We start from the raw sequence: 24,213 nt of genomic DNA on the forward strand, positions 1-24,213 counted from the left end.
ATGTTCACCCGAGATGCAGGCGACAGTTGTAATGTGGGAGGCACGGCAACTGTTTCAGTGTTGCATATGTGCTTCCCACCCGAGATGTAAGGTTCGATTCAGGCTTAAGGAGTTCATTGACGTCAGGGAGACCAACGTCATGAAGCGAACTCGAAGCTGGAATGAGACGCTCGTCGGCCGTCCGTACCATCCGCCCGGCCTTGGCGTCGGCGATCCGATGCCGCGCATCACGCTGCCCCTCCATTCCGGCGTTATCTTCGACTCCTGGGATGCCGCCGTGTCGGGCTTCACGCGAGTCTATTGGCTTGGTTCGCAGCCTTGCGGGGAGGGAATCGCAAGGATGGCGGCGCGCCTCGCGAGGTGCGAGGCGATGTTGTGCTTCGTGGCGCGCCAGCCGTCGGATGGCCTTGGCACGGATGCGGCGTGCATCGTCGATCGGGACGGCGAACTCGCCCGGGCGTTCGGTGCACAGGGAACGCTTGCGATCGTGGTTGATACGGCCGGCCGTGTGGCGGCTTTGGTGCCCTCCCCATCGGCAGACGACGTCGCAGCCATTGTCGAGCGCCTCTACGACGCGACGGAACCGGTGGTGGTTCGGAACGCCGCACCGATCATACTGCTCAATCGCGTGCTCGAGCCTGAACTCTGCCGTTCCCTGATCGAGTACTGGTCGGTCCGCGACAAGGTCGCCAGCATCGTCGGGTCGGACGACGGCAATGTCGTCGATACCCAGACGAAGCGCCGCCTCGACACCAACCTCGCTGACCCCGCCCTGTTCGCCCGCGTGCGCGACTCGCTCGTGCGCCGCGTGGCGCCGGCCATCACCCAGGCCTCGCACATCCATACCTCGGTGATCGAAGCGCCACGCATCGGTTGCTACGATGTGGCGAGTGGCGGCTGGTTCCGCCGCCATCGCGACAATACGAGCCGCATGACCGCGCACCGCCAGTTTGCGGTCAGCATCAACCTCAATCCAGGCGACGAATATGAAGGAGGCGAACTGCGCTTCCCCGAGTTCGGCCGTCAGCTCTACCGGCCCGCCGTCGGTTGCGCCGTGGTGTTCTCGGCGGCCTTGCTGCACGAGGTCAATCCGGTGACGCGAGGTCGCCGTTTTGGCCTCTTCACCTTCCTTTCGTCGGGTGGGTCGGCTGCCGGTTACGGTCCGCGGGGCATGGCGCGATAGAAAACCCGTCCAGGAGCGCGGCCATCGTCCCGATCGGGCCTGTGGAGACACGCCCGGCACGCGATTGCCCTCTGCCGGCGACGCCGAATGAGGCGTCCCGGCCCAGCCGCTTCTCCACTGCGTGTCTCATGTCCGTAACGAAAGTGTAGCGTGGTCGAAGCGTGCGGCCGGTACCGAGCCTCCGTGGGAGCGGAGGCGGGATGCTGCGACTGGAAGGCGTTACCAAGAGCTTCGGCGGCAAGCATGCCGTGGACGGCGTTTCGCTCGTCGTGCCGGCGGGACAGATGGTCGGCGTGATCGGCCGGTCGGGCGCCGGCAAGTCGACCCTCCTGCGCATGATCAATCGCCTCGGCGACCCGACCTCGGGCCGCATTCTGTTCGGCGATACCGATGTGACCGCGCTGCGCGGCCGGCCGCTGCGTGCCTGGCGCGCGCGCTGCGCCATGATCTTCCAGCAGTTCAATCTCGCCGGCCGCCTCGACGTGCTGACCAATGTCATGATGGGCCGGGCCTTCCACATGCCGGCCACCCGGGCCCTCCTGAAGATGTGGAGCGACGACGAGAAGGCCCAGGCTCTGTCGGCGCTCGAAAGCCTCGACATGGCGCGGATGGCCGGCCAGCGCGCCGAGACCCTGTCCGGCGGCCAGCAGCAGCGGGTCGCCATCGCGCGCGCCCTCGTCCAGCAGCCCGACATCGTCCTCGCCGACGAGCCCATCGCCTCCCTGGACCCGCGCAACACCAAGGTGGTGATGGATGCGCTGCAGCACATCAACCGCCATCTCGGCATCACCGTGATGTGCAACCTCCACAGCCTCGACCTTGCGCGCGGCTATTGCGACCGGCTGGTCGGCATGGCCGGCGGTCGCGTCGTGTTCGACGACGTGCCGGCGGCGCTCACCGAAGCGACGGCCCGCGAGCTCTACGGGCTCGAAGCCGGCGACGTCATGGGCCATGGCGTGCCTTCGCCTGCGGCCCTGCCGGCCGGCGTACAACCCGGCCTCGCCCTGGCCGGCTCCTGATCTTCAGACAATCGATCGTCATCCAAGGAGAACAACCATGCTTACCCGTCGTCATGCCCTGGGCGCCGCGCTCGCGGCCTCGTCGTTCGTCCTCACCGGTGCCGCCCACGCCCAGTCCTGGAAAAGTGCCTATCCCGAGCTCGTCTTCGCCGTGATTCCGGCCGAGAACGCCTCGGGCGTGACGGAGCGCTACGGTCCGTTCATCGAGTACCTGTCGCAGACGCTCGGCACCAAGGTGACCCTGCGGGTCGCCAACGACTACGCCGCCGTCATCGAGGGGCAGCGCAACGGGTCGATCCATATCGCGGGCTACGGCCCGGCCTCCTATGCCCGGGCGATCGTAACCGGCGTCAAGGTCGAGCCGTTCGTCACCACCGTGAACAATGATGGCACGGTCGGCTACTATTCCGTCTTCTACGTGCGCGCCGACAGCCCGTACAAGACGATCGACGACCTGAAGGGCAAGAACCTCGGCCTCGTCGATCCCAATTCGACCTCGGGCAACAACGTCCCGCGCTTTGCGCTGAACAAGCTCAAGCTCAATCCCGAGACCTTCTTCGCCCGCGTCACCTACGCTGGCAGCCACGAGAATGCGGTCATCGCGCTGCAGCAGAAGACGGTCGACGTCGCCGCCAACTGGTGGAACGCCGAGAACGACTCCAACCTGACGCGCATGGTCTCCAAGGGGCTGGCCAAGAAGGAAGACTTCCGCATCATCTACAAGTCGGACCTGATTCCCAACTCGCCGTTCGCCTATCTCGCGAGCCTGCCGCCCGACCTGAAAGCCGCGATCACCAAGGCCTTCATGGAATCGCCGACCAAGGCCAAGGCGGCGTTCGACAAGCTGTCCGACGGCAAGGATCGCGAGTTCAAGGTCGTCGACGCGCAGTACTACGAGCCTGTCGTCGAGCTCATCAAGTTCATCGACCAGCTCCGCAAGCAGAAGAGCTGATCGGGACCCGGGCTTCCTTTCTGGCGTCCGTGTTGTCTTGAGTACCCACGTCGTCCGCCTGCCCGAGGCGCAGCTGCGGCCGCTCATGGCGGCCTACGATGCCTCGGTGCGGTCGCGTCGGTGGCACACGCTGCTGATGGTGGCGTGTGTCGCGGCGGCGATGTTGCTCGCGTCGATCTCGGCAGAGGTCTCGCCGGTCAAGTTCCTCGAGAACATCCATCGCTTCCCCAGCTACATCATCCGACTGTTCCATCTCGAGAATGGCCAGCCTGTCTGGACGGACTTCGGAGAGTGGTTCTGGGGCCTGGGCCGCTGGCTTCGGCTGCTCTGGGAGACTCTGCTGATGGCCTATGTCGGCACGCTGCTGGGGGCTCTGACTGCTGCGTGCCTCGCCTTCCTGGGGGCGGCCAACGTCGCGCCAGCGCGCTGGGTGCGCCTGGTCGTGCGCCGGTTCTGTGAGCTCTGCCGCACCGTGCCTGAGCTGGTCTTCGCGCTGCTGTTCGTGATCGCCTTCGGCCTCGGTCCCATGGCGGGCGTCCTCGCCGTGGCCATTCATACGCTGGGGGCGCTCGGCAAGCTTTTCGCCGAAGTCGTCGAGAACATCGACATGAAGCCGGTCGAGGGCGTGTCGTCGACGGGGGCGCCGTGGCACGTCGCGATGCGCTTCGGCGCGCTGCCGCAGGTCCTGTCCAACTTTGCGAGTTATGCGCTGCTGCGCTTCGAGGTCAACGTGCGCGGCGCCGCCGTCATGGGCTTCGTCGGCGCGGGCGGTATCGGCCAGGACCTGATCGAGGCGATCCGCAAGTTCTACTATTCGGACGTTTCCGCCATCCTGGTGATGATCCTGGTCACCGTGGCAATCATCGACAGCCTGACCTCCCTGTTGCGGCATCGCCTGATCGGTCTCGAGGGGAAGAACTGATGGACGCCCTGCGCGACCGCTATCCCGAGCATTTCCGGCGCACCGGCGCCCAGCGCCTGCCCGTGATCGCCATTGCGACCGCGATGTTCGCTCTCCTCCTGTTCGGCATGGAAAGGCTGGGCTTCTTCGACGGCAAGCTCCTGTCGGGAATGGGCCGGCTGGTCGAGATTGCCGGCCTCATGCTGCCGCCCGATCCCGGATCGTGGGCGCATGCCCGGGCCTATGGCATGGCGCTGATCGAGACGGTGGCCATCGCCCTGCTCGGAACGTTGTCGGCGGCGATCCTCGCCCTGCCGGTTGGCCTGCTGGCGGCCCGCAACGTGACGGCCCGGCGCATCGTCCGGTTCCTCGCCCGGCGCTCGCTCGATACGATCCGCAGCGTCGACATCCTGATCTGGGCGCTGATCTGGATCAATGTGGTCGGGCTGGGTCCCTTTGCCGGGGCGCTCGCCATCATGACCTCCGACATCGGCAGCTTCGGCAAGCTCTTCTCGGAAGCCATCGAGGCTGCGGACCGCAAGCCGGTCGAAGGTATCGAATCGACGGGCGGCAGCCATCTGCTGGGCATTCGCTTCGGCATTCTGCCAGAAGTCTTCCCGGTGCTGGCGAGCCAGGTTCTCTATTATTTCGAGTCCAACACCCGCTCGGCCACCATCATCGGCATCGTGGGCGCCGGCGGCATCGGTCTGCACCTCGCCGAGGCGATCCGGACGCTGGAGCTTCAGCAGACCTCGTTCATCATCCTGATGATCCTCGTCACCGTGGCCGCCATCGATATCGTCTCCAGCCAGCTCCGCTTCGCCATGATCGGCCGGCGTGCAGGGATAGGGAAATGAACGATCCGTCCCCGGAGTTGCCCCGCTATGCGCTGTACTATGCGCCGCGTGCGGAGGAAGCGCTGGCCGTGGCCGCCAGCCGGTGGCTCGGCCGCAGCCCGGACACAGGCGAGGCGCGGGACCTTGTCCCGGTGGGCGGCATTTCGCACGAGCGGCTGTCACAGATCGTCACCGATCCGCGTCTCTACGGCTTCCACGGCACGCTGAAGCCGCCGATCGCGCTCGTCGAGGGCGCGACCGAACGCGACTTCCTCGAGGCCGTCGGCACCCTCGCCGCGACCGAATGCCAGATCGACGTGCCTTCCATGACGCTGGCCGAGCTGCAGGATTTCCTGGCGCTGGTCCCGACGGGCCGTTGCGCTGCCCTGCAGGACTTCTCGGATCGCTGCGTCGTGGAGTTCGACGAGTTTCGCCGCCCCGCCGGCGAGGCCGAGCTGGCGCGCCGGCGCGCAGCCAGCCTGACGCAGCGGCAGGAGGATCTGCTGCTGCGCTGGGGTTATCCTTATGTCCTCGAGCAGGGCCGCTTTCATCTGACCCTGACCGGTCGGATTCCGGATCTCCGCGAACGCGGCGTCATTCTCGACGAGCTGCGCCGGCGCTTCGTGGCCTTCGTCGACCGGCCGCTGGCCGTGCGCGACCTCTGCGTCTTCCGTCAGCCGGCGCCGGGCCGGCCCTTCACCGTCCTGGCGCGGTTCAGGCTCGGCGGAGGACGGCGCCTGGCCACTCAGGTCTGGCGAGCAGCCTGACGAAGGACGCGGCGGCGTCGTCGATCGTGCCGTCGTTGACGATCGTCACCAGGCGCGGGTCGTCGATTTCGTAGGCTTCGGCGCGCTGCAGCCGTTCTGCCGCCTCGACGGCGGATTCGCGGCCGCGGCCGGCAAGGCGCTGTTGCAGGCGCTCGGCGGGCGCCGTGATCAACACGGGCCGCGCCTGCGAGTCGAGGCCGCCGGTCCGCAGGAAATGGTCGCGCGAGCCACTCACCACGACAGTCATGCCGGCGGCCCGCCAGTCGTGGATTTCGCGGCCGACGGCATAGTCGTTGCCATGGGCGTGCCAGTGATAGGCGAACAGGCCGTAGGCGCGACGAACGGCGAACTCTGCGCGCGTCACCGCCACGTGGTTCTCGCCGCCGGCGTCGGCTGGCCGGGTGATGTAGCGATGGGCGAACACGATGGGCGCCTCGGCGGGCAGCAAGGCGCGGGCGCGGCCGAGGACGGAGTCCTTGCCGGCGCCGGAAGGACCCATGACGTAGACCAGCGAGCCTTCCATCATCGTCACCGGTTCAGACGACGCGCTCGCCCTCGCGCCACACGGCGCGGACGACGGCGGCGCCGTCGACCGTGCGAACCCGCACCAGGTCGGCGCGGCGCTCGGGAGCGATCTCGCCGCGGTCGCCGAGGCCGACCGCGCGCGCCGGATTGAGTGTTGCAAGTCGAACGGCCTGCGGCAGCGAGATCCCGATGCCGGACGACGGCAGCTTGAACACGCTCTCCATCAGGCTGGCCGGCACATAGTCCGACGAAAGAATGTCGACCTGGCGGGCGCGCAGCAGGTCGATCGCGGCGATGTTGCCGGAATGAGAACCGCCGAGCACCAGGTTCGGCGCTCCCATCAGCACGGCGAGGCCGGCGTCCCGCGAGGCGCTGGCGGCCTCATGCGTGGTCGGGAATTCCGCGATGGTCATGCCATTGGCAACGGCTTCCTGGACATGGCCGTGGGTCGCGTCGTCGTGGCTCGCGATCGGGAGGGCGCGGGCCTGGGCGCGACCCACGATCTCACTGCGATGCCGGACGGCGTTGCGGTGATGGAGCTCGGTGACGCGGATCGAGAATTCCTCGAACTGCGCGTCGGTCATGGAATACTTGCCCTTGTAGTATTGCTTCAGCTTCTCCGGATCGAGGAACTGGCGCTGGCCGGGCGTGTGATCGTTGATCGACACCAGGCCGACCAGGGGCAGGTCGATCCACCTGTCGACGGCCTCGACGGCATCGTCGGCCGTGATCTCGCAGCGCAGGTGAATGCGGTGCTCCGCTCTCGTGATGCGCCGGTCGCTGGCGGTGCAGATCGCCTCGATCATGCGCTCGCGGTTCTGCACGCGATCCGACTTGCCGTGGACATCGCCCAGCGCCAGCGAATCGAACACCGTCGTGATGCCGGCGGCGCTGATCTGGGTGTCGTGCGCCATCACGGCCGAAACGCTCGGCCATTTCACGCCCGGACGCGGGGCGAAGTGCTTCTCCATGTTGTCGGTGTGCAGCTCGACCAGGCCGGGCACGAGATAGTCGCCTTCGAGATCGAGGGCGCCCGCGGCATGGGAACGCTCGGTGTCGATCCCGGCGATGCGTCCGCCCCGAACGACGACGGTGCCGTCGAACTCCGCGTCGGCGGTGACGACGCGGGCGTTGGTCAGGATGGTCTCGAGGCTCATGGGGAAACTCCGGCCGGGGAGACGGGGGGACTTGAGGCAGGGGGGATGACTTCATGCACCCGGGTCGCCACGGCATCGCGCACGTCGGTGTCGTGGAAGATGCCGACGATGGCGGCGCCGGCGTCGCGGCGCTGGCAGATGAGTTCGACGACACCGTCGCGATTGGCGACGTCGAGCGAGGCGGTCGGCTCGTCGAGCAGCAGGACCGGATAGTCGACGATCAGCGAGCGGGCGATGTTGATCCTCTGCTGCTCGCCGCCGGAAAAGGTCGCAGGCGGCAGCGCCCACAGCCGCGACGGAATGCCGAGCATGCCCAGCAGGAACTCGGCTTTGCGCCGCGCCTCCGCGGGATCGGCGCCGCGCCGCCGCAGCGGCTCGGCCACGATGTCGACGGCCGAGACGCGCGGGATCACCCGCAGGAACTGGCTGACGAAGCCCATCGTGCGATGACGCACGTCGAGTACTGTGCGCGGCTCGGCGCCGACCAGCTCGGTCCAGGAATCGTCCTGGCGTACGCGGATCGAGCCGCTGTCGGCGCGATAGTTGCCGTAGAGCGATCGCAGCAAGGTGCTCTTGCCGGCGCCCGACGGACCGACCAGCGCCAGGCATTCGCCGGGCGACACCGCCAGCGACACGTCGCGCAGCACGGGAAGCGCCAGGCCACCCTGGGCATGGACGGTGAAGGACTTGGCGAGGCCGCAGACGCGCAGGGCGGGTTGGGAGGAGGTCATATCGTTACACCGGCAGGATCGAGGCGACGAGCATCTGGGTGTAGGGATGCTGCGGATCGTCGAGCACCTGGTCGGTGAGCCCCTGCTCCACGACCGCGCCGCCCTGCATCACCATCAGCCGATGCGTCAGCAGTCGCGCGACTCCGAGATCGTGGGTCACCAGCACCGCCGACAGGTGCAGCCCTTCGACGAGGCCGCGCAGCAGGTCGAGGATGCGTGCCTGCACCGAGACGTCGAGGCCGCCGGTCGGCTCGTCCATGAAGACCAGCCGCGGATTGCTCACCAGGTTGCGGGCGATCTGCAGGCGCTGGCGCATGCCGCCGGAATAGGTCGTGGGCCGGTCGTCGATGCGGTCGGCATCGATCTCGACCCGGGCCATCCAGTCGATGGCCTGGCCGCGGATCTCGCCGTAGTGGCGCGCACCAACGGCCATCAGCCGCTCGCCGATGTTGGCGCCGGCGCTGACGCCCATGCGCAGTCCCTCGCGGGCGTCCTGGTTAACGAAGCCCCATTCGGTCCGCGCCAGCAGCCGGCGTCGGGCCTCGGAAAGGTGGTGTACGTCCACGATGCCGGCGGACCTCGTCTCGTAGGCGACGGATCCGCCGTCGGGGACGAGGCGCCCGGCCAGGCAATTGAGGAGGGTCGTCTTGCCCGAGCCCGACTCGCCCACGATGCCCAGCACCTCGCCGGGCCACAGGTCGAAGCTCACGTCGTGACAGGCGGTGCGGCCGCCGAAGCGCTTGGTGACGCGGCAGGCGGAGAGGAGTGGACTGCTCATCGCCGGCTCTCGCAGTAGTCGGTGTCGGAGCAGACGAACAGGCGCTTGCCGGTGTCGTCGACGATCATCTCGTCGAGGAAGCTCTCCGTCGATCCGCAGAGCGCGCAGCTCTCGGTCCAGGTCTCGATCTCGAACGGATGGTCGTCGAAATCGAGACTCTTAACCGGCGTGTGCGGCGGTACGGCATATATGCGCTTCTCGCGACCCGCACCGTAGAGCTGCAGTGCGGCGCTGTGATCGAGTTTGGGATTGTCGAACTTCGGGATCGGCGAGGGGCTCATGATGTAACGCCCGTTCACCATCACCGGATAGTTGTAGGTCTTGGCGATGCGGCCGTGGCGGGCGATGCTCTCGTAGAGGCTCACCTGCATGACGCCGTATTCCGACAGTGCATGCAGGGTCCGCGTCTCGGTCTCGCGCGGTTCGAGCATGCGCAGCGGCTCGGGAATCGGCACCTGGAAGACCAGGATCTGGCCGTCCTTAAGCGGCGTCTCGGGCACGCGATGCCGTGTCTGGATGATGGTGGCTTCCTCGGTATGGGTCGTCGTGGCGACGTCGGCGACCCGGGCGAAGAACCGGCGGATCGAGACGGCGTTCGTGGTGTCGTCGGCGCCCTGGTCGATCACCTTTAGCGTGTCGTCGCGGCCGATGAGGGCGGCGGTCACCTGGATGCCGCCGGTGCCCCAGCCATAGGGCAGCGGCATCTCGCGGCCGCCGAACGGGACCTGGTAGCCCGGTACCGCCACCGCCTTCAGGATGGCGCGCCGGATCATCCGCTTGGTCTGCTCGTCGAGGTAGGCGTAGTTGTACGCACCGTCCTGCGGGAGCGTGTTCTGGATCGTCGTGTCAGGCATTGTTCACTCCGCCGCCTGGGCAAGGGCGGCCTGCTCGAGGCGTTTCTCGACCTCGGCGCGCAACGCCCGTACCACCACCAGCTCGGACTGGAAGTCGACATAGTGCGGCAGCTTGAGGTGCTGCACGAAGCCCGAGGCCTCGACATTGTCGCTGTGGGCCAGCACGAATTCCTCGTCCTGCGCGGGCGAGGTCACGGCCTCGCCGAGCTCATCGACCCGCAGCGCACGATCCACCAGGGCCATGGACATCGCCTTGCGCTCGACATGTCCGAAGGCGAGGCCATAACCGCGCGTGAACTGCGGCGGCACGTCGTGCGATCCGGCGAACTGGTTGACCATGTCGCACTCGGTCACTTCGATCTCGCCGATCTCGATGGCGAAGCCCAGCTCCTCCGGCACGAACGACACCGGCACGTGGCCGTAGCGGATCTCGCCGACGAAGGGGTGGTTGTTGCCGTAGCCGCGCTGCGTCGAATAGCCGAGCGCCAGCAGGAAACCTTCATCGCCGCGCGCCAGGTTCTGCAGACGCAGCGACCGGTCGGCCGGCAGCACCAGCGGCTCGCGCGTCAGGTCGCCCGCTTCGCCGTTGAGCCGGGACGGCGGCGGCTCGAGCAGCCCGTCGCGCTGCAGGATGTCGCCGACGCGCGGCAGGGTGTGCGCGGCATCGGCCGGCGCGGTCGGTGCTTCGGGACGTTCGCCCGCGGCGGCCAGCGAGAAGTCCAGCAGGCGGTGGGTATAGTCGTAGGTCGGGCCCAGGACCTGGCCGCCCGGCACGTCCTTGAAGGTCGCGGAGATGCGCCGCTCCGCCACCATGCGGGTGGTGTCGAGCGGCTCCGACGCGCCGAAGCGGGGCAGGGTGGTGCGATAGGCGCGCAGCAGGAAGATCGCCTCGATCAGGTCGCCGCGCGCCTGCTTGATGGCGAGAGCCGCGAGGCTGCGGTCGTAGCAGGAGCCTTCGGTCATGACGCGGTCGACGGCGAGGCCGAGCTGCTGGTCGATCTGTTCGAGCGACAGCTCGGAGACATCGCGGTCGCCGCGGCGCTTGTCGGCCACGAAATCCAGCGAATGGGCGATGGCGGTCTCACCGCCCTTGACCGCTACATACATGGTCAGGCCTCCACGGCGACGCTGCGCGGCAGCGCGATGAGTCGGGATCCGGAGGCGAAGACGAGGTCGACGCCGCAGGGAAAGAGAGCGTGGTTGGCGGACCAGGCCGGCCAGAAGCCGTCGCCCAGCCCGTCGATTGCGACGCGGACCTCTCTGTCGATGCCGGGCCCCCGCCAGATCGCGGGCTGGCCGCCGTCGAGCGCCGGCACTTCGATCACCAAGGTTGCGGCGCGGTCGGGATAGGTATCGGTGCCGATGGCGAAGCCGGCGAAGGGCTCGCCGCCGCCGGCGACGATCACGCCGAAGGTCGCGGCCTCGCGCGCCTGGACGATCGGCGCACCGGCGTGGAAGCGCAGGAAGTCGCGGACCTCCTGCTTGTCGATCCCGGCCTCGAGCCAAAGCGGCGTCTCGCGGTCGGCGAAGGTCAGCAGGAAGCCGATCGCGGCGGTGCTCAGCGTGCCCGGGCCGGCCGGCGCATCGCGCAACTCGACGATGCGGCCGGGATGGGAGAAGGCATCGAGCACGCCGCGGAACAGGCGTTGCGCATCGTGCGGCGCATTGGTGAAGCCGGGGGCGAGAACCGTCGTGCTCATGCGCCGCCCTCACGGGCGACGGTGAAGAAGTCGACCCGGGTGGCGGCGGCACGCGCGGCGATCAGGCGGTGCCGGGCCTCGGCTTCATCGGCGAGCGGTGTCACGATCGCGGCTTCGAGCGTCTCGACCCATTCGGCGCGCTGGCCGAGCGCATCCACCGCGGCGACGATTTCGGCATGCCGTGCATCGCGGCCCCGGACATAGCCGAAGCCCATCTCGCCGCTGTCCAGTCGCACGGCCGCGCGCGTCACCGTCATTTCACCCGCGCAGAAGGGTGCGCCGGTGCCGGAAATGCGGCCCTGCACCATTACCAGCCCGATCTCGGGTCGACGGAGGACGGTGTAGGCAGGTATCGGTCCGACCGCCTGCCAGAGGGAAGCGAGCCGCGTACCGGGCGCCTTTGCAAGGACGGAAAGCCATCGCTGGCGGTGCGCGATCATGGAGGTGGACGACATGGGGATGCTCTCGAAAGGGGCGCACCTTCGAGGGCCTGCGTTACGGTTCCGAGGGCGCGGCGTTAAATTAATGTGACGGGATGCCGACGCCGGGCCCGGCCGCCAACCCCTTGATTTGGGTCAATTATTCATGGCCGGCCGAGGGGCATCGTGTCGGGCAGGCCGTCTCTGTAACCGGATTGTCACATATCCGTCATATGAGGGAGACGTACGGCTCCTAGATGACGGGCGCTTCGAAATTCACCGAAGGAGAAACCCCGTGAACCTTACCAAGATCGTCCTTACGGCAGCTTTCGCGCTGTCGCCGGCGGCTGCCTATGCCATCGACATTTCCGGCGCCGGCGCCACCTTCCCCTACCCGATCTATGCCAAGTGGGCCGACAGCTACAAGAAGGAGACCGGTAACGGTCTCAACTACCAGTCGATCGGCTCGGGCGGCGGCATCAAGCAGATCAAGGCCAAGACCGTGACCTTCGGCGCCACCGACGCGCCTCTATCGGGCAAGGATCTCGACGAGACCGGGCTCGCGCAGTTCCCGATGGTGATGGGCGCGATCGTCCCCGTCGTGAACCTCGAAGGTATCAAGCCGGGCGAACTGACCCTCGACGGTCCGACCGTTGCCAGGATTTATCTGGGTGAAGTGAAGAGCTGGGACGACCCGGCGATCGTCAAGCTCAATCCGAACGTCAAGCTGCCCAAGCAGGCCATCGTCCCGGTGCGCCGTTCGGACGGATCGGGCACGACCTACAACTTCGCCTACTACCTGGCCGACGTGAGCCCGGACTGGAAGACGAAGGTCGGCGTGAGCACGGCGCTGCAGTGGCCGGTGGGTATCGGCGCCAAGGGCAACGAGGGCGTCGCCGGCAACGTGGCGCAGACCAAGGGCTCGATTGGCTATGTCGAGTACGCCTACGCCAAGCAGAACAAGCTGATCCACACCAAGATGGTCAACAAGGCCGGCAAGACGGTCGAGCCGACCTCGGCCGCGTTCCAGGCCGCCGCCGCCAACGCCGACTGGAAGTCGCAGCCCGGCTACGGCGTGATCCTCGCCAACCAGCCCGGCGACCAGTCCTGGCCGATGACCGCCGCGACCTGGATCCTGCTCTACAAGAAGCCGGAGAAGGCCGCCGAGACCGCCGAGGCGCTGAAGTTCTTCGCCTGGTCCTATGCCAAGGGCGCCAAGGCTGCCGAGGAGCTCGACTACGTGCCGATGCCGGCCAACGTCGTGGGCGACATCCAGAAGATGTGGCAGGCCGAGATCAAGAGCGCGGACGGCAAGCCGCTCTACTCGCCGACCAACTAGGATCGCGACGGGGCGGGTGGTGACACCCGCCCCTCATTCTTGGGGAGTTGAATGGCTTCGGGGGAACGGGACGTGAGTGAAGTTGCACTAAAGGGCGCCAGCGCACCGGCGGCGGGATCGGCCTCGCGGGCAGCCGTGTTGCGACGCCTGAGGCTGACCGACTCGATATTCCACGGGCTCACGCGCGGCGCCTCGCTCGCCGTGCTCGCCCTGCTGAGCGGCGTCATCATCGCCCTCATCATCGGCGCGGCGCCCGCGCTCGGCACCTTCGGCTTCGGCTTCCTGTTCGACGAATCCTGGAACCCGGTGACCGAGCGGTTCGGTGCGCTGGCGCCGATCTTCGGCACCCTGGTCACGTCCCTCATCGCCATGCTGATCGCGGTGCCGGTCGGCCTGATGGTCGCCTTCTTCCTCACCGAGCTCTGCCCGAAGGCGCTGCGCCGCCCGATCGGCATCGCCATCGAGCTGCTCGCCGGCATTCCCAGCATCATCTACGGCATCTGGGGCCTGTTCGTGTTCGCGCCGTTCCTGCAGCAGTACGTGCAGCCCTTCTTCATCGGCGCGTTCGAGAACGTGCCGGTCCTGTCGACGCTGTTCGCGGGCCCGCCCTACGGCATCGGCATGTTCACCGCCGGCCTGATCCTCGCCATCATGGTCCTGCCCTTCGTGACCTCGATCTCGCGCGACGTGTTCGACGCGGTGCCGCCGGTCCTCAAGGAAGCCGCCTACGGCGTCGGCTGCACGACCTGGGAAGTGTTCCGCCACGTCGTCCTGCCGTTCACGCGGGTGGGCGTCATCGGCGGCTTCATGCTGGGCCTCGGCCGCGCGCTGGGCGAGACGATGGCCGTCACCTTCGTGATCGGCAACGCCCATCACGTCTCGGCCTCGCTGTTCGCTCCCGGCACGACGATTTCGGCCTCGATCGCCAACGAATTCACCGAGGCGGTGGGCGACCTCTACACCTCGTCGCTGATCGCGCTCGGCCTCATCCTCTTCTTCATCACCTTCTGCGTGCTGGCGATCGCGCGTTACATGCTGCTCCGCCTGCAGCGGCAGGGGAGGTAACGTCAATGGCCATCACCACCTCCAAGACGGCCGCCATCGACAGTCCGCTCTACGCGGGCCGCCGTCGCCGCAATGCCATCGCCAAGGGACTGGCGCTCGCCGCCACGATCTTCGGCCTGGGCTGGCTGGTCCTGATCCTCGGCGTCCTGCTCTACCAGGGAATCGGCGGGCTCTCGCTTTCGGTGTTCACCGAGAATACGCCGCCGCCGGGCGCCGCGGGCGGCCTGCTCAACGCGATCGTCGGCAGCCTCGTGATGACGATCCTGGCCGTGATCATCGGCACGCCGATCGGCATCCTGGCCGGCACCTACCTCGCCGAGTACGGCCGTCACGACAAGCTCTCGAGCGTCGTGCGCTTCATCAACGACATCCTGCTCAGCGCGCCGTCGATCGTGATCGGCCTGTTTGTCTACGAGATCATGGTGGCGCCGATGGGCCACTTCTCGGGATGGGCCGGCGCGGTCGCGCTCGCGGTCATCGTGATCCCCGTCGTGGTCCGCACGACCGAGGACATGCTGAGCCTGGTGCCCGACACGCTGCGCGAGGCCGCCGCCTCGATCGGCCTGCCGCGCGCCCACATGATCGTCCGCATCGCCTATCGTGCGGCGCAGGCAGGTATCGTCACCGGCGTCCTGCTGGCCATCGCCCGCATCAGCGGCGAAACCGCGCCGCTCCTGTTCACCGCCCTGAACAACCAGTTCTGGAGCATGAACATGAACCAGCCGATGCCCAGCCTGCCGGTGGTCATCTTCCAGTTCGCCCTGTCGCCCTATGCCGAATGGCAGAAGCTCGCCTGGACCGGCGCGCTCCTGATCACCGTCACCGTCCTGGGGCTCAGCATCCTGGCCCGTTCGCTCACCTCCGCGAGGAAATCCTGATGTCCATGCAATCCTCGGAAACGCCCAGCGTCGCCGTTCCCGTCGCGAGCCACGCCAAGCTCGACGTCTCGACGCTCACGCCCAAGATTTCGATCAAGAACCTCGAATTCTTCTACGGCGACAGCCGGGCGCTCAAGGGCATCACCATGTCGCTCTACGCCAACAAGGCGACGGCGTTCATCGGACCCTCGGGCTGCGGCAAGTCGACCCTGCTGCGCATCCTGAACCGGATGTACGACCTCTATCCCGGTCAGCGCGCCACCGGCGAAGTGATGTTCGACGGCGACAATCTCCTGCGCGACGGCCAGGACATCAACCTGCTGCGCGCGCGCATCGGCATGGTGTTCCAGAAGCCGACGCCGTTCCCGATGTCGATCTACGAGAACATCGCCTTCGGCATCCGTCTCTACGAGAACCTGCCCAAGTCGGAGCTCGACGGCCGGGTCGAGCACGCGCTGCGTCGCGGCGCGCTGTGGGACGAGGTCAAGGACAAGCTGAACGCCAGCGGCCAGAGCCTGTCGGGTGGCCAGCAGCAGCGGCTCTGCATCGCCCGCACCGTGGCGGTGAAGCCCGAAGTCATCCTGTTCGACGAACCCTGCTCGGCGCTCGATCCGATCTCGACGGCCAAGATCGAGGAGCTGATCGACGAGCTGAAGCAGGACTACACGATCGTCATCGTGACCCACAACATGCAGCAGGCCGCCCGCGTCTCGGACTTCACCGCCTTCATGTACCTGGGCGAACTGGTCGAGTTCGGCGCGACCGCCACTTTGTTCACCACCCCGACCGACAAGCGCACCCAGGCCTACATCACCGGCCGGTTCGGCTGAGCGGCCACGAGAACGAGAAGAAGGGACAGATCATGCCCGAGCATACCCTGAAGCGGTTCGACGAGGAGCTGGAGCGGCTGAGCGCCACGATCAGCGAGATGGGCGGCCTGGCCGAGAGCCAGCTCGCACAGGCGCTTCGTGCCCTGCGCGATCGCGACACGGAGATCGCGGAGAAGGTGATCGTCGAGGATCCGCGCGTGGATGCGCTCGACGTGGCGGTGCAGGAGCAGACCGTGCGGCTGCTGGCGCTGCGCCAGCCGATGGCGGTCGACCTGCGCGTCATCCTGTCGTCGATCAAGATCGCGGCCGCCCTCGAACGCATCGCCGACTATGCGAAGAACACAGCCAAGCGCAGCATCGTGCTGGCCCAGATGGCGCCGCCGGTCTCGGGGGTCGCCGGCATCGACCGGCTGGGCCGCCTGGTGCGCGCCGCCCTCAAGGACGTCCTCGACGCCTTCGCCCATGGCGACGTCGTCAAGGCGCGCGACGTGTGGGAACGCGACGAGGAGATCGACCAGGTCTATACGGGCCTGTTCCGCGAGCTGCTCACCTATATGATGGAGGATCCGCGCACGATCACCGCGTGCACGCATCTCATGTTCATGGCCAAGAACATCGAACGGGCCGGCGATCACGTCACCAACATCGCCGAGCTGGTGAGCTTCCGCACGACAGGCCACGGCTTCGACGAGGTCCGGCCGAAGGGCAGCGAGGCGATATACGCCGCGGGCAGCACGCCGTGAGTATGGTGGCCACCAGCCCAACGCGTCGCGACGCGCCGACCTCGTCCATGAAGCCGCACGTGCTGATCGTCGAGGACGAGACGGCGCTGGTCGAGCTGCTGCGCTACAATCTCGAGCAGTCGGGCTTCAAGGTCGCCGTCGCTTACGATGGCGAAGAGGCGCTGCGCTCCGTGCAGGAAGATGTGCCCGACCTCATCCTGCTCGACTGGATGCTGCCCCTGATGTCGGGCATCGAGGTCTGCCGCCAGCTGCGCCGTCAGACATCGACCGCCAACGTGCCGATCATCATGCTGACGGCGCGCGGCGAGGAGGGCGACCGTGTGCGCGGCCTCGACGCCGGTGCCGACGATTACGTCCCGAAACCCTTCTCGCCCACCGAGCTGGTGGCGCGCATCCGTGCCGTGCTGCGGCGCATTCGCCCGGCGCTGGCCGACGAGGCGTTGTCTTACGCCGACATCGTCATGGACCTGGTGGCGCATCGCGTGACGCGCGGCGGCAAGCCGCTGCATCTCGGCCCCACCGAGTTCCGCCTGCTCCGTCACTTCATGGAGCATCCGGGCCGCGTCTTCTCGCGCGAGCAGCTCCTCGATTCGGTGTGGGGCAAGGACGTCTATGTCGAGGCCCGAACCGTCGACGTCCACATCCGCCGCCTGCGCATCGCCCTGAACAGCGACAATCATACCGATGTGATCCGCACCGTCCGTGCCGCCGGCTACGCGCTCGATTCGACGCCGGGCTGATCCGGCGCGAGGGAAAAGCGGTTGCGCCCCGCGGGTTTTCCACACGCCCAGTAACGTTTTTGTAGCGTCGGAGGCCTAGAGAGAGCTTGCCCGTTCCTTGCAGGCCCCCACGCCCCGCTCCCCGGAATGGGCCGGTTCCCCGGCTCGGACACGACAACCGCAGCCGAGCCACTGACCCCTCCTTCCGTCAGGAAGGAGGGGTTTCTTTTTCGAAGTGACGGCGAACGATCACCGCCAGCACCAGCGCGGGCAGGCCGAGCAGCGCCGTGTAGACGAAGAAGATCGCGTAGCCGCCGAACTTGTGGGTGGCGGTGAAGTCTTCCTGCAGCCGGTCGACGACCCATCCCGAGGAGCCGCCCAGCAGTTTGCCGGGCAGGGTCATGATCGAGGTGAAGAGCGCATACTGCGTCGCCGTGTAGGCCGTGTTGGTCAGGCCCGACAGGAAGGCGATGAAGATCGAGCCGGACATGCCGCCCACCAGGTTGTCGACGCTGATGGCGATGGTGAGGATCGTGAGGTCGGGCTGTCCGACCCAGGCGAGCCAGGAGAAGGTGAGATTGCTTGCCGCGATCAGGAACACCGCCGGCGCCAGCAACCGCGCCGCGCCCATGCGGAACACCAGCGCGCCGCCGAGCAGCGCGCCCAGGATCGTCATCACGAACCCGAAGATCTTCGAGACGTCGGCGATCTGGTCCTTGCTGAAGCCCATGTCGATGTAGAACGGGTTGGCCATGACGCCCATGGCGATGTCCGACAGCCTGAACAGGCCGATGAACAGCAGCAGCAGGACGGCCATCCAGCGGAAGCGCGCGAAGAAATCGACGAACGGGCAGACGATCGCGCCATAGACGAAGATCAGCGCCTTGCGGACCCAGCCCGGCATGCTTCCGAGCCCTGCGGCGAAGGTCGCGACCTTGCCTTCGAGTTCGGTCGTCCCCGCGGTGGCGCGGCGCTCCGGCTCCGTGATCAGGAGGGTCGTGAGTATGCCGACGAGGCCGAGCGCCGCCATCGTCTGGTAGGCCGCCGTCCAGGAGACGAACTGCGCCACGTAGAGGGCGCCTGCGCCGGCGGCGAGGACGGCGATGCGGTAGCCCAGCTGATAGGTCGCGGCCGTCGCTCCCTGCAGGCTCGCGTCGGTCGCCTCAATGCGGCAGGCGTCGAGGGCGATGTCCTGCGTTGCCGAGGAGAAGGCGACGATCAGCGCGAAGACGACCATCCACCAGAGGTCGGTCCGCGGGTCGCAGAACGCCATGGCGAGCAGGCCGCCCGCGATGCCGCTCTGGGCCAGCAGCATCCAGGAACGACGCCGTCCCAGCCAGCGCGTCAGCAGCGGCAGCGGCACGCGATCGACGACCGGCGACCAGACGAACTTGAACGAATAGGTGATGCCGATCCAGCTGATGAAACCGATGGCGGTACGGCTGATGCCATACTCGCGCAGCCACGCCGACAGGGTCGAGAAGACCAGCAGGAAGGGCAGCCCGGCCGAGAAGCCGAGAAACAGGAACTGGACGACGCGGGGATGGCGGTAAGTCGCGAGCGACTCCCGCCAGCCCGGCGGCTGTGCGCCAGCGCTCAAATCAGGCCCTTGAGCGGCAGCTCGGGGCGGGCGCCGACATGGGAGATGACCTCGGCCGCGGCAATGCCGCCCAGCCGCGCGCATTCAGCCAGCGGCTTGCCGTGCGTGAAGCCGAACAGGAAGCCCGCGGCGTAGAGATCGCCTGCGCCGGTCGTGTCGACGACCTTGGCAACCGGGGCCGCCGGAACCTCGTAGGTTTCGCTGCCCTTGATCACGACCGAGCCCTTCTCGCTGCGCGTCAGCGCGGCGATCTTCGCCTCCTTGCGGGTGGCCTCGAGCGCTTCCTCGAAGGTCTCGACCTCGTAGAGCGCTTTGATCTCGGACTCGTTGCCGAACAGGATGTCGACCTTGTTGCGGATCAGGTCGCGGAACTCCTCGCGGTAGCGATGGACGCAGAACGAATCCGACAGGGTGATCGAAACCTTGCGGCCGGCGGCGCGGGCGGCGTCGAAGGCCTTGAGCACCGCCTGCTTGGCGGCCGGCGCGTCCCAGAGGTAGCCCTCGACATAGGTAACCTGGGCCGAGGCGACGAGCTTGGCGTCGATGTCGGCCGGCCCGAGACCCGTGCAGGCGCCGAGATAGGTGTTCATGGTCCGCTGGGCGTCGGGCGTCACCAGGATCAGGCAGCGCGCCGTCGCCGGGCCCTCCGTCGCGGCCGGCGTCGCGAAGGACACGCCCGTCGCCTTGAGGTCGTGGCCGAACACCTTGCCGAGCTGGTCGTCGCGCACTTTGCCGATATAGGCGCCCTTGCCGCCGAACGAGGCGATGCCGGCCATCGTGTTGCCGCAGGAGCCGCCGGACACCTCGATGCCGGGCCCCATGCCCTCGTAGAGCTGCTCGGCGCGGGCCTCGTCGATCAGCATCATGCTGCCCTTCACCAGGCCGTGCTGGCCGAGGAAGGCGTCGTCGGAGCGTGCGATGACGTCGACGATGGCGTTGCCGATTCCCAGCACGTCGAAGGGGGCGGATGTCATGAAGTCTCCCACACAGTCACAGTGATACCAGGTGCATGCCCGGCTTGGTCTCTTCCAGCAAGGTGACGATGCCGGCGACCGTGAACGGTACGTCGGCCCGCAGGCCCGCACGATCGATGTCGAGCGACCGCAGGCCCATTTCGCACACGATCAGGCGCGCGCCAAGCTCGACGCAGGCCTGCAGCAGCGTCTCGAAGTCGCCGACGCCGCGCGCGCGGTTGGCGGCATCGCGCGCCCAGTCGCGCAACGCCGGCGGAGAGCCTTGCAGGGCGCGGATGCCCCCCATGGTGAAGAACAGGACGGCCGGCTTGTTGACGGCCAGCGCGGCCGCTGCCAGGGCGAGGCCGTAATGGACGCTCTCGTAGTCGTCGGAGCGCAGGATGACCGAAAGGCCGCCTTCGCTCACAGCGCGGCTCCCGCGGAGACGTCGCAGGTCGGGCAGTCGGGCCGCTTCGTCACCGTCAGGGTCTCGAAGGAGGCATTGAGCGCGTCGTACATCAGCAGCGATCCCGAGAGCGAGCGGCCGACGCCCAGGATCTCCTTCACCACTTCGGTGGCCTGCAGGGTACCCAGCGTGCCGGCCAGCGCGCCCAGCACGCCGGCCTGCGCGCAGCTCGGCACGGCGTCTTCGGATGGTGCTTCGGGAAAAAGGCAGCGCAGGCAGGGATGGCCCGCGCCCTGCCACGCCTTGTAGGTCGAGATCTGGCCGTCGAAGCGCAGGATCGCCGCCGAGACCAGCGTCTTGCGGAGCCGGTAGCAGACGTCATTCAGCAGGTAGCGCGTGGCGAAGTTGTCGCTGCCGTCGGCGACGACGTCGTAGCCCGACACGATGCGGTCGGCATTGTCCGCCGTGAGGCGCTCGTCATGGGTCCGCACGCTCACTTCCGGGTTGATCTCTTCCAGCGCGCGGCGTGCGCTTTCGACCTTGGAAACACCCACGTCGGACGTGCGGTGAATCACCTGCCGTTGCAGGTTCGAAAGATCGACCCTGTCGTGGTCGATCACACCCAGCGTGCCGATACCCGCCGCCGCCAGATACTGCAGGAGGGGTGCGCCGAGGCCGCCGGCGCCGACGACCAGGACTTTCGCTGCAATCAGCTTCGACTGGCCGATGCCGCCGATCTCCGCCAGCACGATATGTCGCGCGTAACGGCGGATCTGCGTTTCCGACAGGTCAGGCAGCGATGTCATGGTCCGCTTATAGCATGGCGAGACGCCATGGATGCCTGTAGAGCCACCGCGCAATGAACACCTCAACCCGTCCGACCCTGTCGCCGCTCCTCCTGGCGGTGCTGGCGCTGTTGTCGGCCTTCACCCCGCTTTCGATCGACATGTACCTGCCGGCCCTGCCGGTGATCGCGGTCGACCTCCAATCCTCGGCCGGCGACATCCAGCTGACGCTGTCGGCCTTCATGTTCGCCTTTGGCGTGGGGCAGGTCTTCTATGGCCCCGCGGGCGACCGGTTCGGCCGCCGCCCGGTCATCCTCATCGGCCTGGTGATCTACGTGCTGACGAGCATCGGTTGTGCGTTTGCGGCGGCGGCAGGCCATCTCATCGGCCTGCGTTTCCTGCAGGGCCTCGCCGCCTGCGGCGGCGTCGTGCTGGCGCGCACGATGGTACGCGACCTTGCCGAGAAGGATCACGCCGCGCGCGCCATGTCGCTCATGATGGCCTGCACCTCCATCGCGCCGATGCTGGCGCCCGTGATCGGGGGCCAGGTGATGTGGTTTGCCGGTTGGCGCGCCATTTTCTGGGTGCTGGCGTCCGCCGGCGTGATTGCCTTCGTCGTCGCGTGGTTCCAGCTGCCCGAGACGCTGAAGCCTGAGTATCGCCAGCCGCTGGTCTTCACCCAGATCCTGAAGCGATTCGGCGAGTTGCTGAGCACGCGCACCTTCATGGGATACGCCCTGACCTCGTCCTTCATGTTCGCCGCCCTGTTCTCGTACATCTCGGGATCGCCGTTCGTGTTCATCGAGCGCTACGGGATTTCGCCCCGTTTCTACGGCGTGGTGTTCGGCGGCATGGTGATCTTCATGACCATCGGCAGCCTGTTCAATGCGCGGTTCGTGCGCCTCCTGGGAGCAGGGCGCATCCTGCGCTTCGCGGTGATCGTTCCGGCCGTGTCCGGCGCAGCGGCGATGGTCATGGGCTGGATCGAGGCCCGGTACGGCACGATCGGCCTGTGGCCCTTCCTGGTTTGCATGGTCTTCCAGATCGCGACGCTGAGCCTGATCGCGCCCAATTCGACGGCGATGGCGATGCAGCGCTACCCGCACATGGCGGGCACGGCGTCGTCGCTGATGGGCGTCATGACATTCGGCGCCGGCGCGATCTTCGGCGCCATCGTCGGGCAGACCTTCGACGGCACCATCGCGCCGATGACGACGGCGATGGGCATCGCGGGCGTCCTCTGCCTGATCTCGCACCGCGCGCTGGTGCGGCGGGGGTAGCTCAGCGCCGCAGGTCGATCACCAGCAGATCGCCGCGGTCATTGCCGACGGCGAGCTTGAAGCCGTCGGGCGACCAGGCGAGGCAGGTGATTGCGGCGCCGTCGGCCATCTTGAGCACGACCGAGCGCCTGGTCCGGATGTCGCCGAGCTGCAGCTCGCCCGAGTCGTAGCCACCGGCCACGAACTCGGCGGACGGGTGGGCGGCGACCACGGTCATGAGGCCCGCGCCTTCGTCGCCGAACTGCAGCGGCGGCTTGCCTTCGGGGCCCTTGCCGGAGAACGGCCAGGCGGTGAACACCGGCTGCGAGGAGGTGTAGAGGAAGCGCGCGTCGGCGGTCCACGACAGCGACTTCACCTTGGCGGGATAGCCCTGCATGCGCATGTCGGTGGCCTGCGCCACGCGCCAGACATGGATGTCGTTCTCCTGCGTGCCGGTGGCGATGAACTTGCCGTCTGTGCTCCAGCGCAGCGCCACGTGGCTGCCCTGCCAGGCGAAGCGCCGCGGCGGCAGGGCGACGTCCTTGCTCAGGCTCCACACGGTGATGCCGCCGTAATGTGCACAGGCGACCCGGCTGCCGTCCTTGCTGAAGTCGAGGCCGGCCACCGTGCTGGGATGCGGGCCGAACTCGCGGGCCTCGCCGTCGCGGAACAGGAACATGGTCTTGCCGGCCGAGGCCGCGATCGCGCCCGTCTTGTGGGCGACGAGATGCTCGATCCATTTGCCCTTCTGCGCCAGCAGCTCCGTCGCGGAGCCGTCGGCAGCGATGCGCAGCACGCGGCCGTCGTCGCCGCCGCTCACGAAGCCGTCGCCGGCCGGATCGCCGGCCAGCGACAGCACGACGCCCTTGTGCAGCGGTGCCGCCGCATCGGGCGCGGCTGCCTTGATGTCGGCGGGGAGGACGCGGACTTGGCCATCGCCCAGGGCGAAGGCAACGGTGCTGCCGTCCTTGTTGAAGGCGCAGGCGGCCACAGGCGCGTCGGAGCTGAGGGAGCGGGCCGGCGGCAGGGTCTGCTGCCAGGCGGGATTGGCGAGATCGATCTTCACGGGACTACTTCAGGCACTCTTCGAAGCCGCGCTGGAGGTTGTCGCCGTCGAGGTTGCGGCCGATGAAGACCAGCTTGCTCGCGCGCGTCTCGCCGTCCTTCCACGGCGTGCCCCAGGCGCTGTCCATCATCATGTGGACACCCTGGTAGACATAGCGGCGCGGCGCACCGTCGATGGCGAGGATGCCCTTGCTGCGGAAGATGTCGGCGCCCTTGATCTGCAGCAGCGCGCCCATCCACTTCTGGAACCTGTCGGGATCGACCGGCCGGTCGGCCGCGATCGACAGGCTGCGGATCTCGTCCTCGTGATTGTGGTCGTGGCCGCTGTGCAGGAAGTCCGGCTCGAACTCGAGGATGCGGCCGAGATCGAACGCGCCCTTGTCGAGGATCGCGTCGAGCTCGATCTGGCTCTTCTGCGTGTGGAAGATGCGGGCGTAGCGGTTGATGCCGCGGATCTTGTCCTCGACCTTCCTGAGCTCGTCTTCGCTCACCAGGTCGGTCTTGTTGAGCAGGATCACGTCGGCGAAAGCGACCTGCTGCTCGGCCTCGCTGCCCTGCTCGAGCTGGCCGAAGAAGTGCTTGGCGTCGATCACCGTGACGATGGCGTCCAGCCGTGTCTTCGCCTTGACGTCGTCGTCGGTGAAGAAGGTCTGCGCGACGGGACCGGGATCGGCGAGGCCGGTCGTCTCGACCAGGATGCCGTCGAACTTGTCCTTGCGCTTCATCAGCCCTTCGATGATGCGGATCAG

At 67.4% G+C, this 24,213-nt stretch carries 27 protein-coding genes; 13 read left to right on the plus strand and 14 right to left on the minus strand.

Features of this window, described 5'->3' with window-relative positions; genetic code table 11:
• The first annotated feature begins 139 nt into the window (after positions 1-139).
• The 6 genes from Q0Q48_RS25865 (at position 140) to Q0Q48_RS25890 (ending at position 5,658) form a co-directional block, all read left to right on the plus strand.
• A complete protein-coding gene (locus Q0Q48_RS25865; protein ID WP_295144715.1) occupies positions 140-1,183 on the plus strand; it encodes a 2OG-Fe(II) oxygenase in 1,044 nt (347 codons plus the stop codon).
• Between the two features lie 200 nt (positions 1,184-1,383).
• Positions 1,384-2,202: a phosphonate ABC transporter ATP-binding protein gene (gene phnC, locus Q0Q48_RS25870; RefSeq protein ID WP_295144718.1), complete on the plus strand. Its 819-nt coding sequence runs from the start codon at positions 1,384-1,386 to the stop codon at positions 2,200-2,202.
• 37 nt (positions 2,203-2,239) lie between these two features.
• On the plus strand, positions 2,240-3,154 hold the full coding sequence (gene phnD / locus Q0Q48_RS25875; protein ID WP_295144721.1) for a phosphonate ABC transporter substrate-binding protein: 915 nt from the start codon (positions 2,240-2,242) through the stop codon (positions 3,152-3,154).
• Positions 3,155-3,239: 85 nt separating this feature from the next.
• Positions 3,240-4,076 (plus strand): phosphonate ABC transporter, permease protein PhnE, encoded by an 837-nt coding sequence (phnE, locus tag Q0Q48_RS25880; RefSeq protein ID WP_295144770.1) that lies wholly within the window; start codon positions 3,240-3,242, stop codon positions 4,074-4,076.
• Complete coding sequence (gene phnE, locus Q0Q48_RS25885; protein WP_295144724.1) at positions 4,076-4,912, plus strand: phosphonate ABC transporter, permease protein PhnE; 837 nt, start codon at positions 4,076-4,078, stop codon at positions 4,910-4,912. Before phnE (Q0Q48_RS25880) ends, phnE (Q0Q48_RS25885) begins: the two co-directional genes overlap by 1 nt.
• Positions 4,909-5,658 carry a DUF1045 domain-containing protein gene (locus Q0Q48_RS25890; RefSeq protein WP_295144727.1) on the plus strand — a complete coding sequence of 250 codons (750 nt, stop codon included), beginning with the start codon at positions 4,909-4,911 and terminating at the stop codon, positions 5,656-5,658. Before phnE (Q0Q48_RS25885) ends, Q0Q48_RS25890 begins: the two co-directional genes overlap by 4 nt.
• On the opposite strand, the gene phnN is transcribed toward Q0Q48_RS25890, so the two are convergent.
• Genes phnN through phnG form a run of 8 tightly spaced genes read right to left on the minus strand, consistent with a single transcriptional unit; the run spans position 5,606 to position 11,858 of the window.
• Complete coding sequence (gene phnN, locus Q0Q48_RS25895; RefSeq protein WP_295144773.1) at positions 5,606-6,184, minus strand: phosphonate metabolism protein/1,5-bisphosphokinase (PRPP-forming) PhnN; 579 nt, start codon at positions 6,182-6,184, stop codon at positions 5,606-5,608. The two genes, Q0Q48_RS25890 and phnN, sit on opposite strands and share 53 nt — an antisense overlap.
• Before the next feature lie 10 nt (positions 6,185-6,194).
• Positions 6,195-7,340, minus strand: a complete 1,146-nt coding sequence (locus Q0Q48_RS25900; RefSeq protein WP_295144729.1) for an alpha-D-ribose 1-methylphosphonate 5-triphosphate diphosphatase — start codon at positions 7,338-7,340, stop codon at positions 6,195-6,197.
• The gene (gene phnL, locus Q0Q48_RS25905) at positions 7,337-8,071 is read right to left on the minus strand and encodes a phosphonate C-P lyase system protein PhnL (protein ID WP_295144732.1); all 735 of its coding nucleotides are present in this window, start codon (positions 8,069-8,071) and stop codon (positions 7,337-7,339) included. The genes Q0Q48_RS25900 and phnL overlap by 4 nt, the downstream gene beginning before the upstream one ends.
• 4 nt (positions 8,072-8,075) lie before the next feature.
• Positions 8,076-8,849: a phosphonate C-P lyase system protein PhnK gene (gene phnK / locus Q0Q48_RS25910; protein ID WP_295144735.1), complete on the minus strand. Its 774-nt coding sequence runs from the start codon at positions 8,847-8,849 to the stop codon at positions 8,076-8,078.
• Complete coding sequence (locus tag Q0Q48_RS25915; protein WP_295144737.1) at positions 8,846-9,703, minus strand: alpha-D-ribose 1-methylphosphonate 5-phosphate C-P-lyase PhnJ; 858 nt, start codon at positions 9,701-9,703, stop codon at positions 8,846-8,848. The genes phnK and Q0Q48_RS25915 overlap by 4 nt, the downstream gene beginning before the upstream one ends.
• 3 nt (positions 9,704-9,706) lie before the next feature.
• Positions 9,707-10,810, minus strand: coding sequence for a carbon-phosphorus lyase complex subunit PhnI (locus Q0Q48_RS25920; protein WP_295144740.1), 1,104 nt, complete (start codon positions 10,808-10,810; stop codon positions 9,707-9,709).
• Between the two features lie 2 nt (positions 10,811-10,812).
• A complete protein-coding gene (phnH, locus tag Q0Q48_RS25925; protein WP_295144743.1) occupies positions 10,813-11,403 on the minus strand; it encodes a phosphonate C-P lyase system protein PhnH in 591 nt (196 codons plus the stop codon).
• Positions 11,400-11,858: a phosphonate C-P lyase system protein PhnG gene (gene phnG, locus Q0Q48_RS25930; RefSeq protein WP_295144744.1), complete on the minus strand. Its 459-nt coding sequence runs from the start codon at positions 11,856-11,858 to the stop codon at positions 11,400-11,402. Before phnG ends, phnH begins: the two co-directional genes overlap by 4 nt.
• A gap of 259 nt (positions 11,859-12,117) precedes the next feature.
• Here phnG and pstS point away from each other — a divergent pair, with 259 nt between their 5' ends.
• The 6 genes from pstS to phoB all read left to right on the plus strand — a co-directional run bounded on the left by pstS (position 12,118) and on the right by phoB (position 17,417).
• Positions 12,118-13,161, plus strand: coding sequence for a phosphate ABC transporter substrate-binding protein PstS (pstS, locus tag Q0Q48_RS25935; protein ID WP_295144746.1), 1,044 nt, complete (start codon positions 12,118-12,120; stop codon positions 13,159-13,161).
• A gap of 72 nt (positions 13,162-13,233) precedes the next feature.
• Positions 13,234-14,226, plus strand: a complete 993-nt coding sequence (pstC, locus tag Q0Q48_RS25940; RefSeq protein ID WP_295144748.1) for a phosphate ABC transporter permease subunit PstC — start codon at positions 13,234-13,236, stop codon at positions 14,224-14,226.
• 5 nt (positions 14,227-14,231) lie between these two features.
• Positions 14,232-15,104 (plus strand): phosphate ABC transporter permease PstA, encoded by an 873-nt coding sequence (pstA, locus tag Q0Q48_RS25945; RefSeq protein ID WP_295144751.1) that lies wholly within the window; start codon positions 14,232-14,234, stop codon positions 15,102-15,104.
• A gap of 5 nt (positions 15,105-15,109) precedes the next feature.
• Entirely contained in the window at positions 15,110-15,934 is an 825-nt protein-coding gene (gene pstB / locus Q0Q48_RS25950) for a phosphate ABC transporter ATP-binding protein PstB (protein WP_295144774.1), read from the plus strand.
• A 32-nt stretch (positions 15,935-15,966) separates the two neighbouring features.
• The gene (gene phoU, locus Q0Q48_RS25955; protein WP_295144753.1) at positions 15,967-16,677 is read left to right on the plus strand and encodes a phosphate signaling complex protein PhoU; all 711 of its coding nucleotides are present in this window, start codon (positions 15,967-15,969) and stop codon (positions 16,675-16,677) included.
• Between the two features lie 47 nt (positions 16,678-16,724).
• On the plus strand, positions 16,725-17,417 hold the full coding sequence (phoB, locus tag Q0Q48_RS25960; RefSeq protein WP_295144777.1) for a phosphate regulon transcriptional regulator PhoB: 693 nt from the start codon (positions 16,725-16,727) through the stop codon (positions 17,415-17,417).
• Between the two features lie 187 nt (positions 17,418-17,604).
• On the opposite strand, the gene Q0Q48_RS25965 is transcribed toward phoB, so the two are convergent.
• From Q0Q48_RS25965 to moeB, 4 genes are read right to left on the minus strand one after another with little or no spacing between them, the layout of a single operon-like run.
• A complete protein-coding gene (locus Q0Q48_RS25965) occupies positions 17,605-18,996 on the minus strand; it encodes an MFS transporter (protein WP_295144755.1) in 1,392 nt (463 codons plus the stop codon).
• Positions 18,993-19,970 (minus strand): adenosine kinase, encoded by a 978-nt coding sequence (locus Q0Q48_RS25970; protein ID WP_295144757.1) that lies wholly within the window; start codon positions 19,968-19,970, stop codon positions 18,993-18,995. The genes Q0Q48_RS25965 and Q0Q48_RS25970 overlap by 4 nt, the downstream gene beginning before the upstream one ends.
• 16 nt (positions 19,971-19,986) lie before the next feature.
• Entirely contained in the window at positions 19,987-20,376 is a 390-nt protein-coding gene (locus Q0Q48_RS25975) for a DsrE family protein (RefSeq protein WP_295144758.1), read from the minus strand.
• Entirely contained in the window at positions 20,373-21,161 is a 789-nt protein-coding gene (moeB, locus tag Q0Q48_RS25980; protein ID WP_295144761.1) for a molybdopterin-synthase adenylyltransferase MoeB, read from the minus strand. The genes Q0Q48_RS25975 and moeB overlap by 4 nt, the downstream gene beginning before the upstream one ends.
• Before the next feature lie 53 nt (positions 21,162-21,214).
• On the opposite strand from moeB, the gene Q0Q48_RS25985 reads away from it, so the two are divergent.
• Positions 21,215-22,420 (plus strand): Bcr/CflA family multidrug efflux MFS transporter, encoded by a 1,206-nt coding sequence (locus Q0Q48_RS25985; protein WP_295144763.1) that lies wholly within the window; start codon positions 21,215-21,217, stop codon positions 22,418-22,420.
• 1 nt (position 22,421) lies between these two features.
• On the opposite strand, the gene Q0Q48_RS25990 is transcribed toward Q0Q48_RS25985, so the two are convergent.
• Both Q0Q48_RS25990 and Q0Q48_RS25995 read right to left on the minus strand, forming a co-directional pair.
• On the minus strand, positions 22,422-23,465 hold the full coding sequence (locus Q0Q48_RS25990) for a WD40 repeat domain-containing protein (RefSeq protein WP_295144766.1): 1,044 nt from the start codon (positions 23,463-23,465) through the stop codon (positions 22,422-22,424).
• A gap of 4 nt (positions 23,466-23,469) precedes the next feature.
• Positions 23,470-24,213 (minus strand): GTP-binding protein (locus Q0Q48_RS25995; protein ID WP_295144767.1); only part of this gene is annotated, 744 nt, incomplete at its 5' end.

This window comes from uncultured Reyranella sp., assembly GCF_945957355.1.
Taxonomy (GTDB): Bacteria; Pseudomonadota; Alphaproteobacteria; order Reyranellales; family Reyranellaceae; genus Reyranella.

Coding starts and splice junctions, on each gene's coding strand:
- Q0Q48_RS25865 (WP_295144715.1), top strand. CDS start 140: ATGAAGCGAACTCGAAGCTGGAATGAGACGCTCGTCGGCCGTCCGTAC.
- phnC (WP_295144718.1), top strand. CDS start 1,384: ATGCTGCGACTGGAAGGCGTTACCAAGAGCTTCGGCGGCAAGCATGCC.
- phnD (WP_295144721.1), top strand. CDS start 2,240: ATGCTTACCCGTCGTCATGCCCTGGGCGCCGCGCTCGCGGCCTCGTCG.
- phnE (WP_295144770.1), top strand. CDS start 3,240: ATGGCGGCCTACGATGCCTCGGTGCGGTCGCGTCGGTGGCACACGCTG.
- phnE (WP_295144724.1), top strand. CDS start 4,076: ATGGACGCCCTGCGCGACCGCTATCCCGAGCATTTCCGGCGCACCGGC.
- Q0Q48_RS25890 (WP_295144727.1), top strand. CDS start 4,909: ATGAACGATCCGTCCCCGGAGTTGCCCCGCTATGCGCTGTACTATGCG.
- phnN (WP_295144773.1), bottom strand. CDS start 6,184: ATGATGGAAGGCTCGCTGGTCTACGTCATGGGTCCTTCCGGCGCCGGC.
- Q0Q48_RS25900 (WP_295144729.1), bottom strand. CDS start 7,340: ATGAGCCTCGAGACCATCCTGACCAACGCCCGCGTCGTCACCGCCGAC.
- phnL (WP_295144732.1), bottom strand. CDS start 8,071: ATGACCTCCTCCCAACCCGCCCTGCGCGTCTGCGGCCTCGCCAAGTCC.
- phnK (WP_295144735.1), bottom strand. CDS start 8,849: ATGAGCAGTCCACTCCTCTCCGCCTGCCGCGTCACCAAGCGCTTCGGC.
- Q0Q48_RS25915 (WP_295144737.1), bottom strand. CDS start 9,703: ATGCCTGACACGACGATCCAGAACACGCTCCCGCAGGACGGTGCGTAC.
- Q0Q48_RS25920 (WP_295144740.1), bottom strand. CDS start 10,810: ATGTATGTAGCGGTCAAGGGCGGTGAGACCGCCATCGCCCATTCGCTG.
- phnH (WP_295144743.1), bottom strand. CDS start 11,403: ATGAGCACGACGGTTCTCGCCCCCGGCTTCACCAATGCGCCGCACGAT.
- phnG (WP_295144744.1), bottom strand. CDS start 11,858: ATGTCGTCCACCTCCATGATCGCGCACCGCCAGCGATGGCTTTCCGTC.
- pstA (WP_295144751.1), top strand. CDS start 14,232: ATGGCCATCACCACCTCCAAGACGGCCGCCATCGACAGTCCGCTCTAC.
- pstB (WP_295144774.1), top strand. CDS start 15,110: ATGCAATCCTCGGAAACGCCCAGCGTCGCCGTTCCCGTCGCGAGCCAC.
- phoU (WP_295144753.1), top strand. CDS start 15,967: ATGCCCGAGCATACCCTGAAGCGGTTCGACGAGGAGCTGGAGCGGCTG.
- phoB (WP_295144777.1), top strand. CDS start 16,725: ATGAAGCCGCACGTGCTGATCGTCGAGGACGAGACGGCGCTGGTCGAG.
- Q0Q48_RS25970 (WP_295144757.1), bottom strand. CDS start 19,970: ATGACATCCGCCCCCTTCGACGTGCTGGGAATCGGCAACGCCATCGTC.
- moeB (WP_295144761.1), bottom strand. CDS start 21,161: ATGACATCGCTGCCTGACCTGTCGGAAACGCAGATCCGCCGTTACGCG.
- Q0Q48_RS25985 (WP_295144763.1), top strand. CDS start 21,215: ATGAACACCTCAACCCGTCCGACCCTGTCGCCGCTCCTCCTGGCGGTG.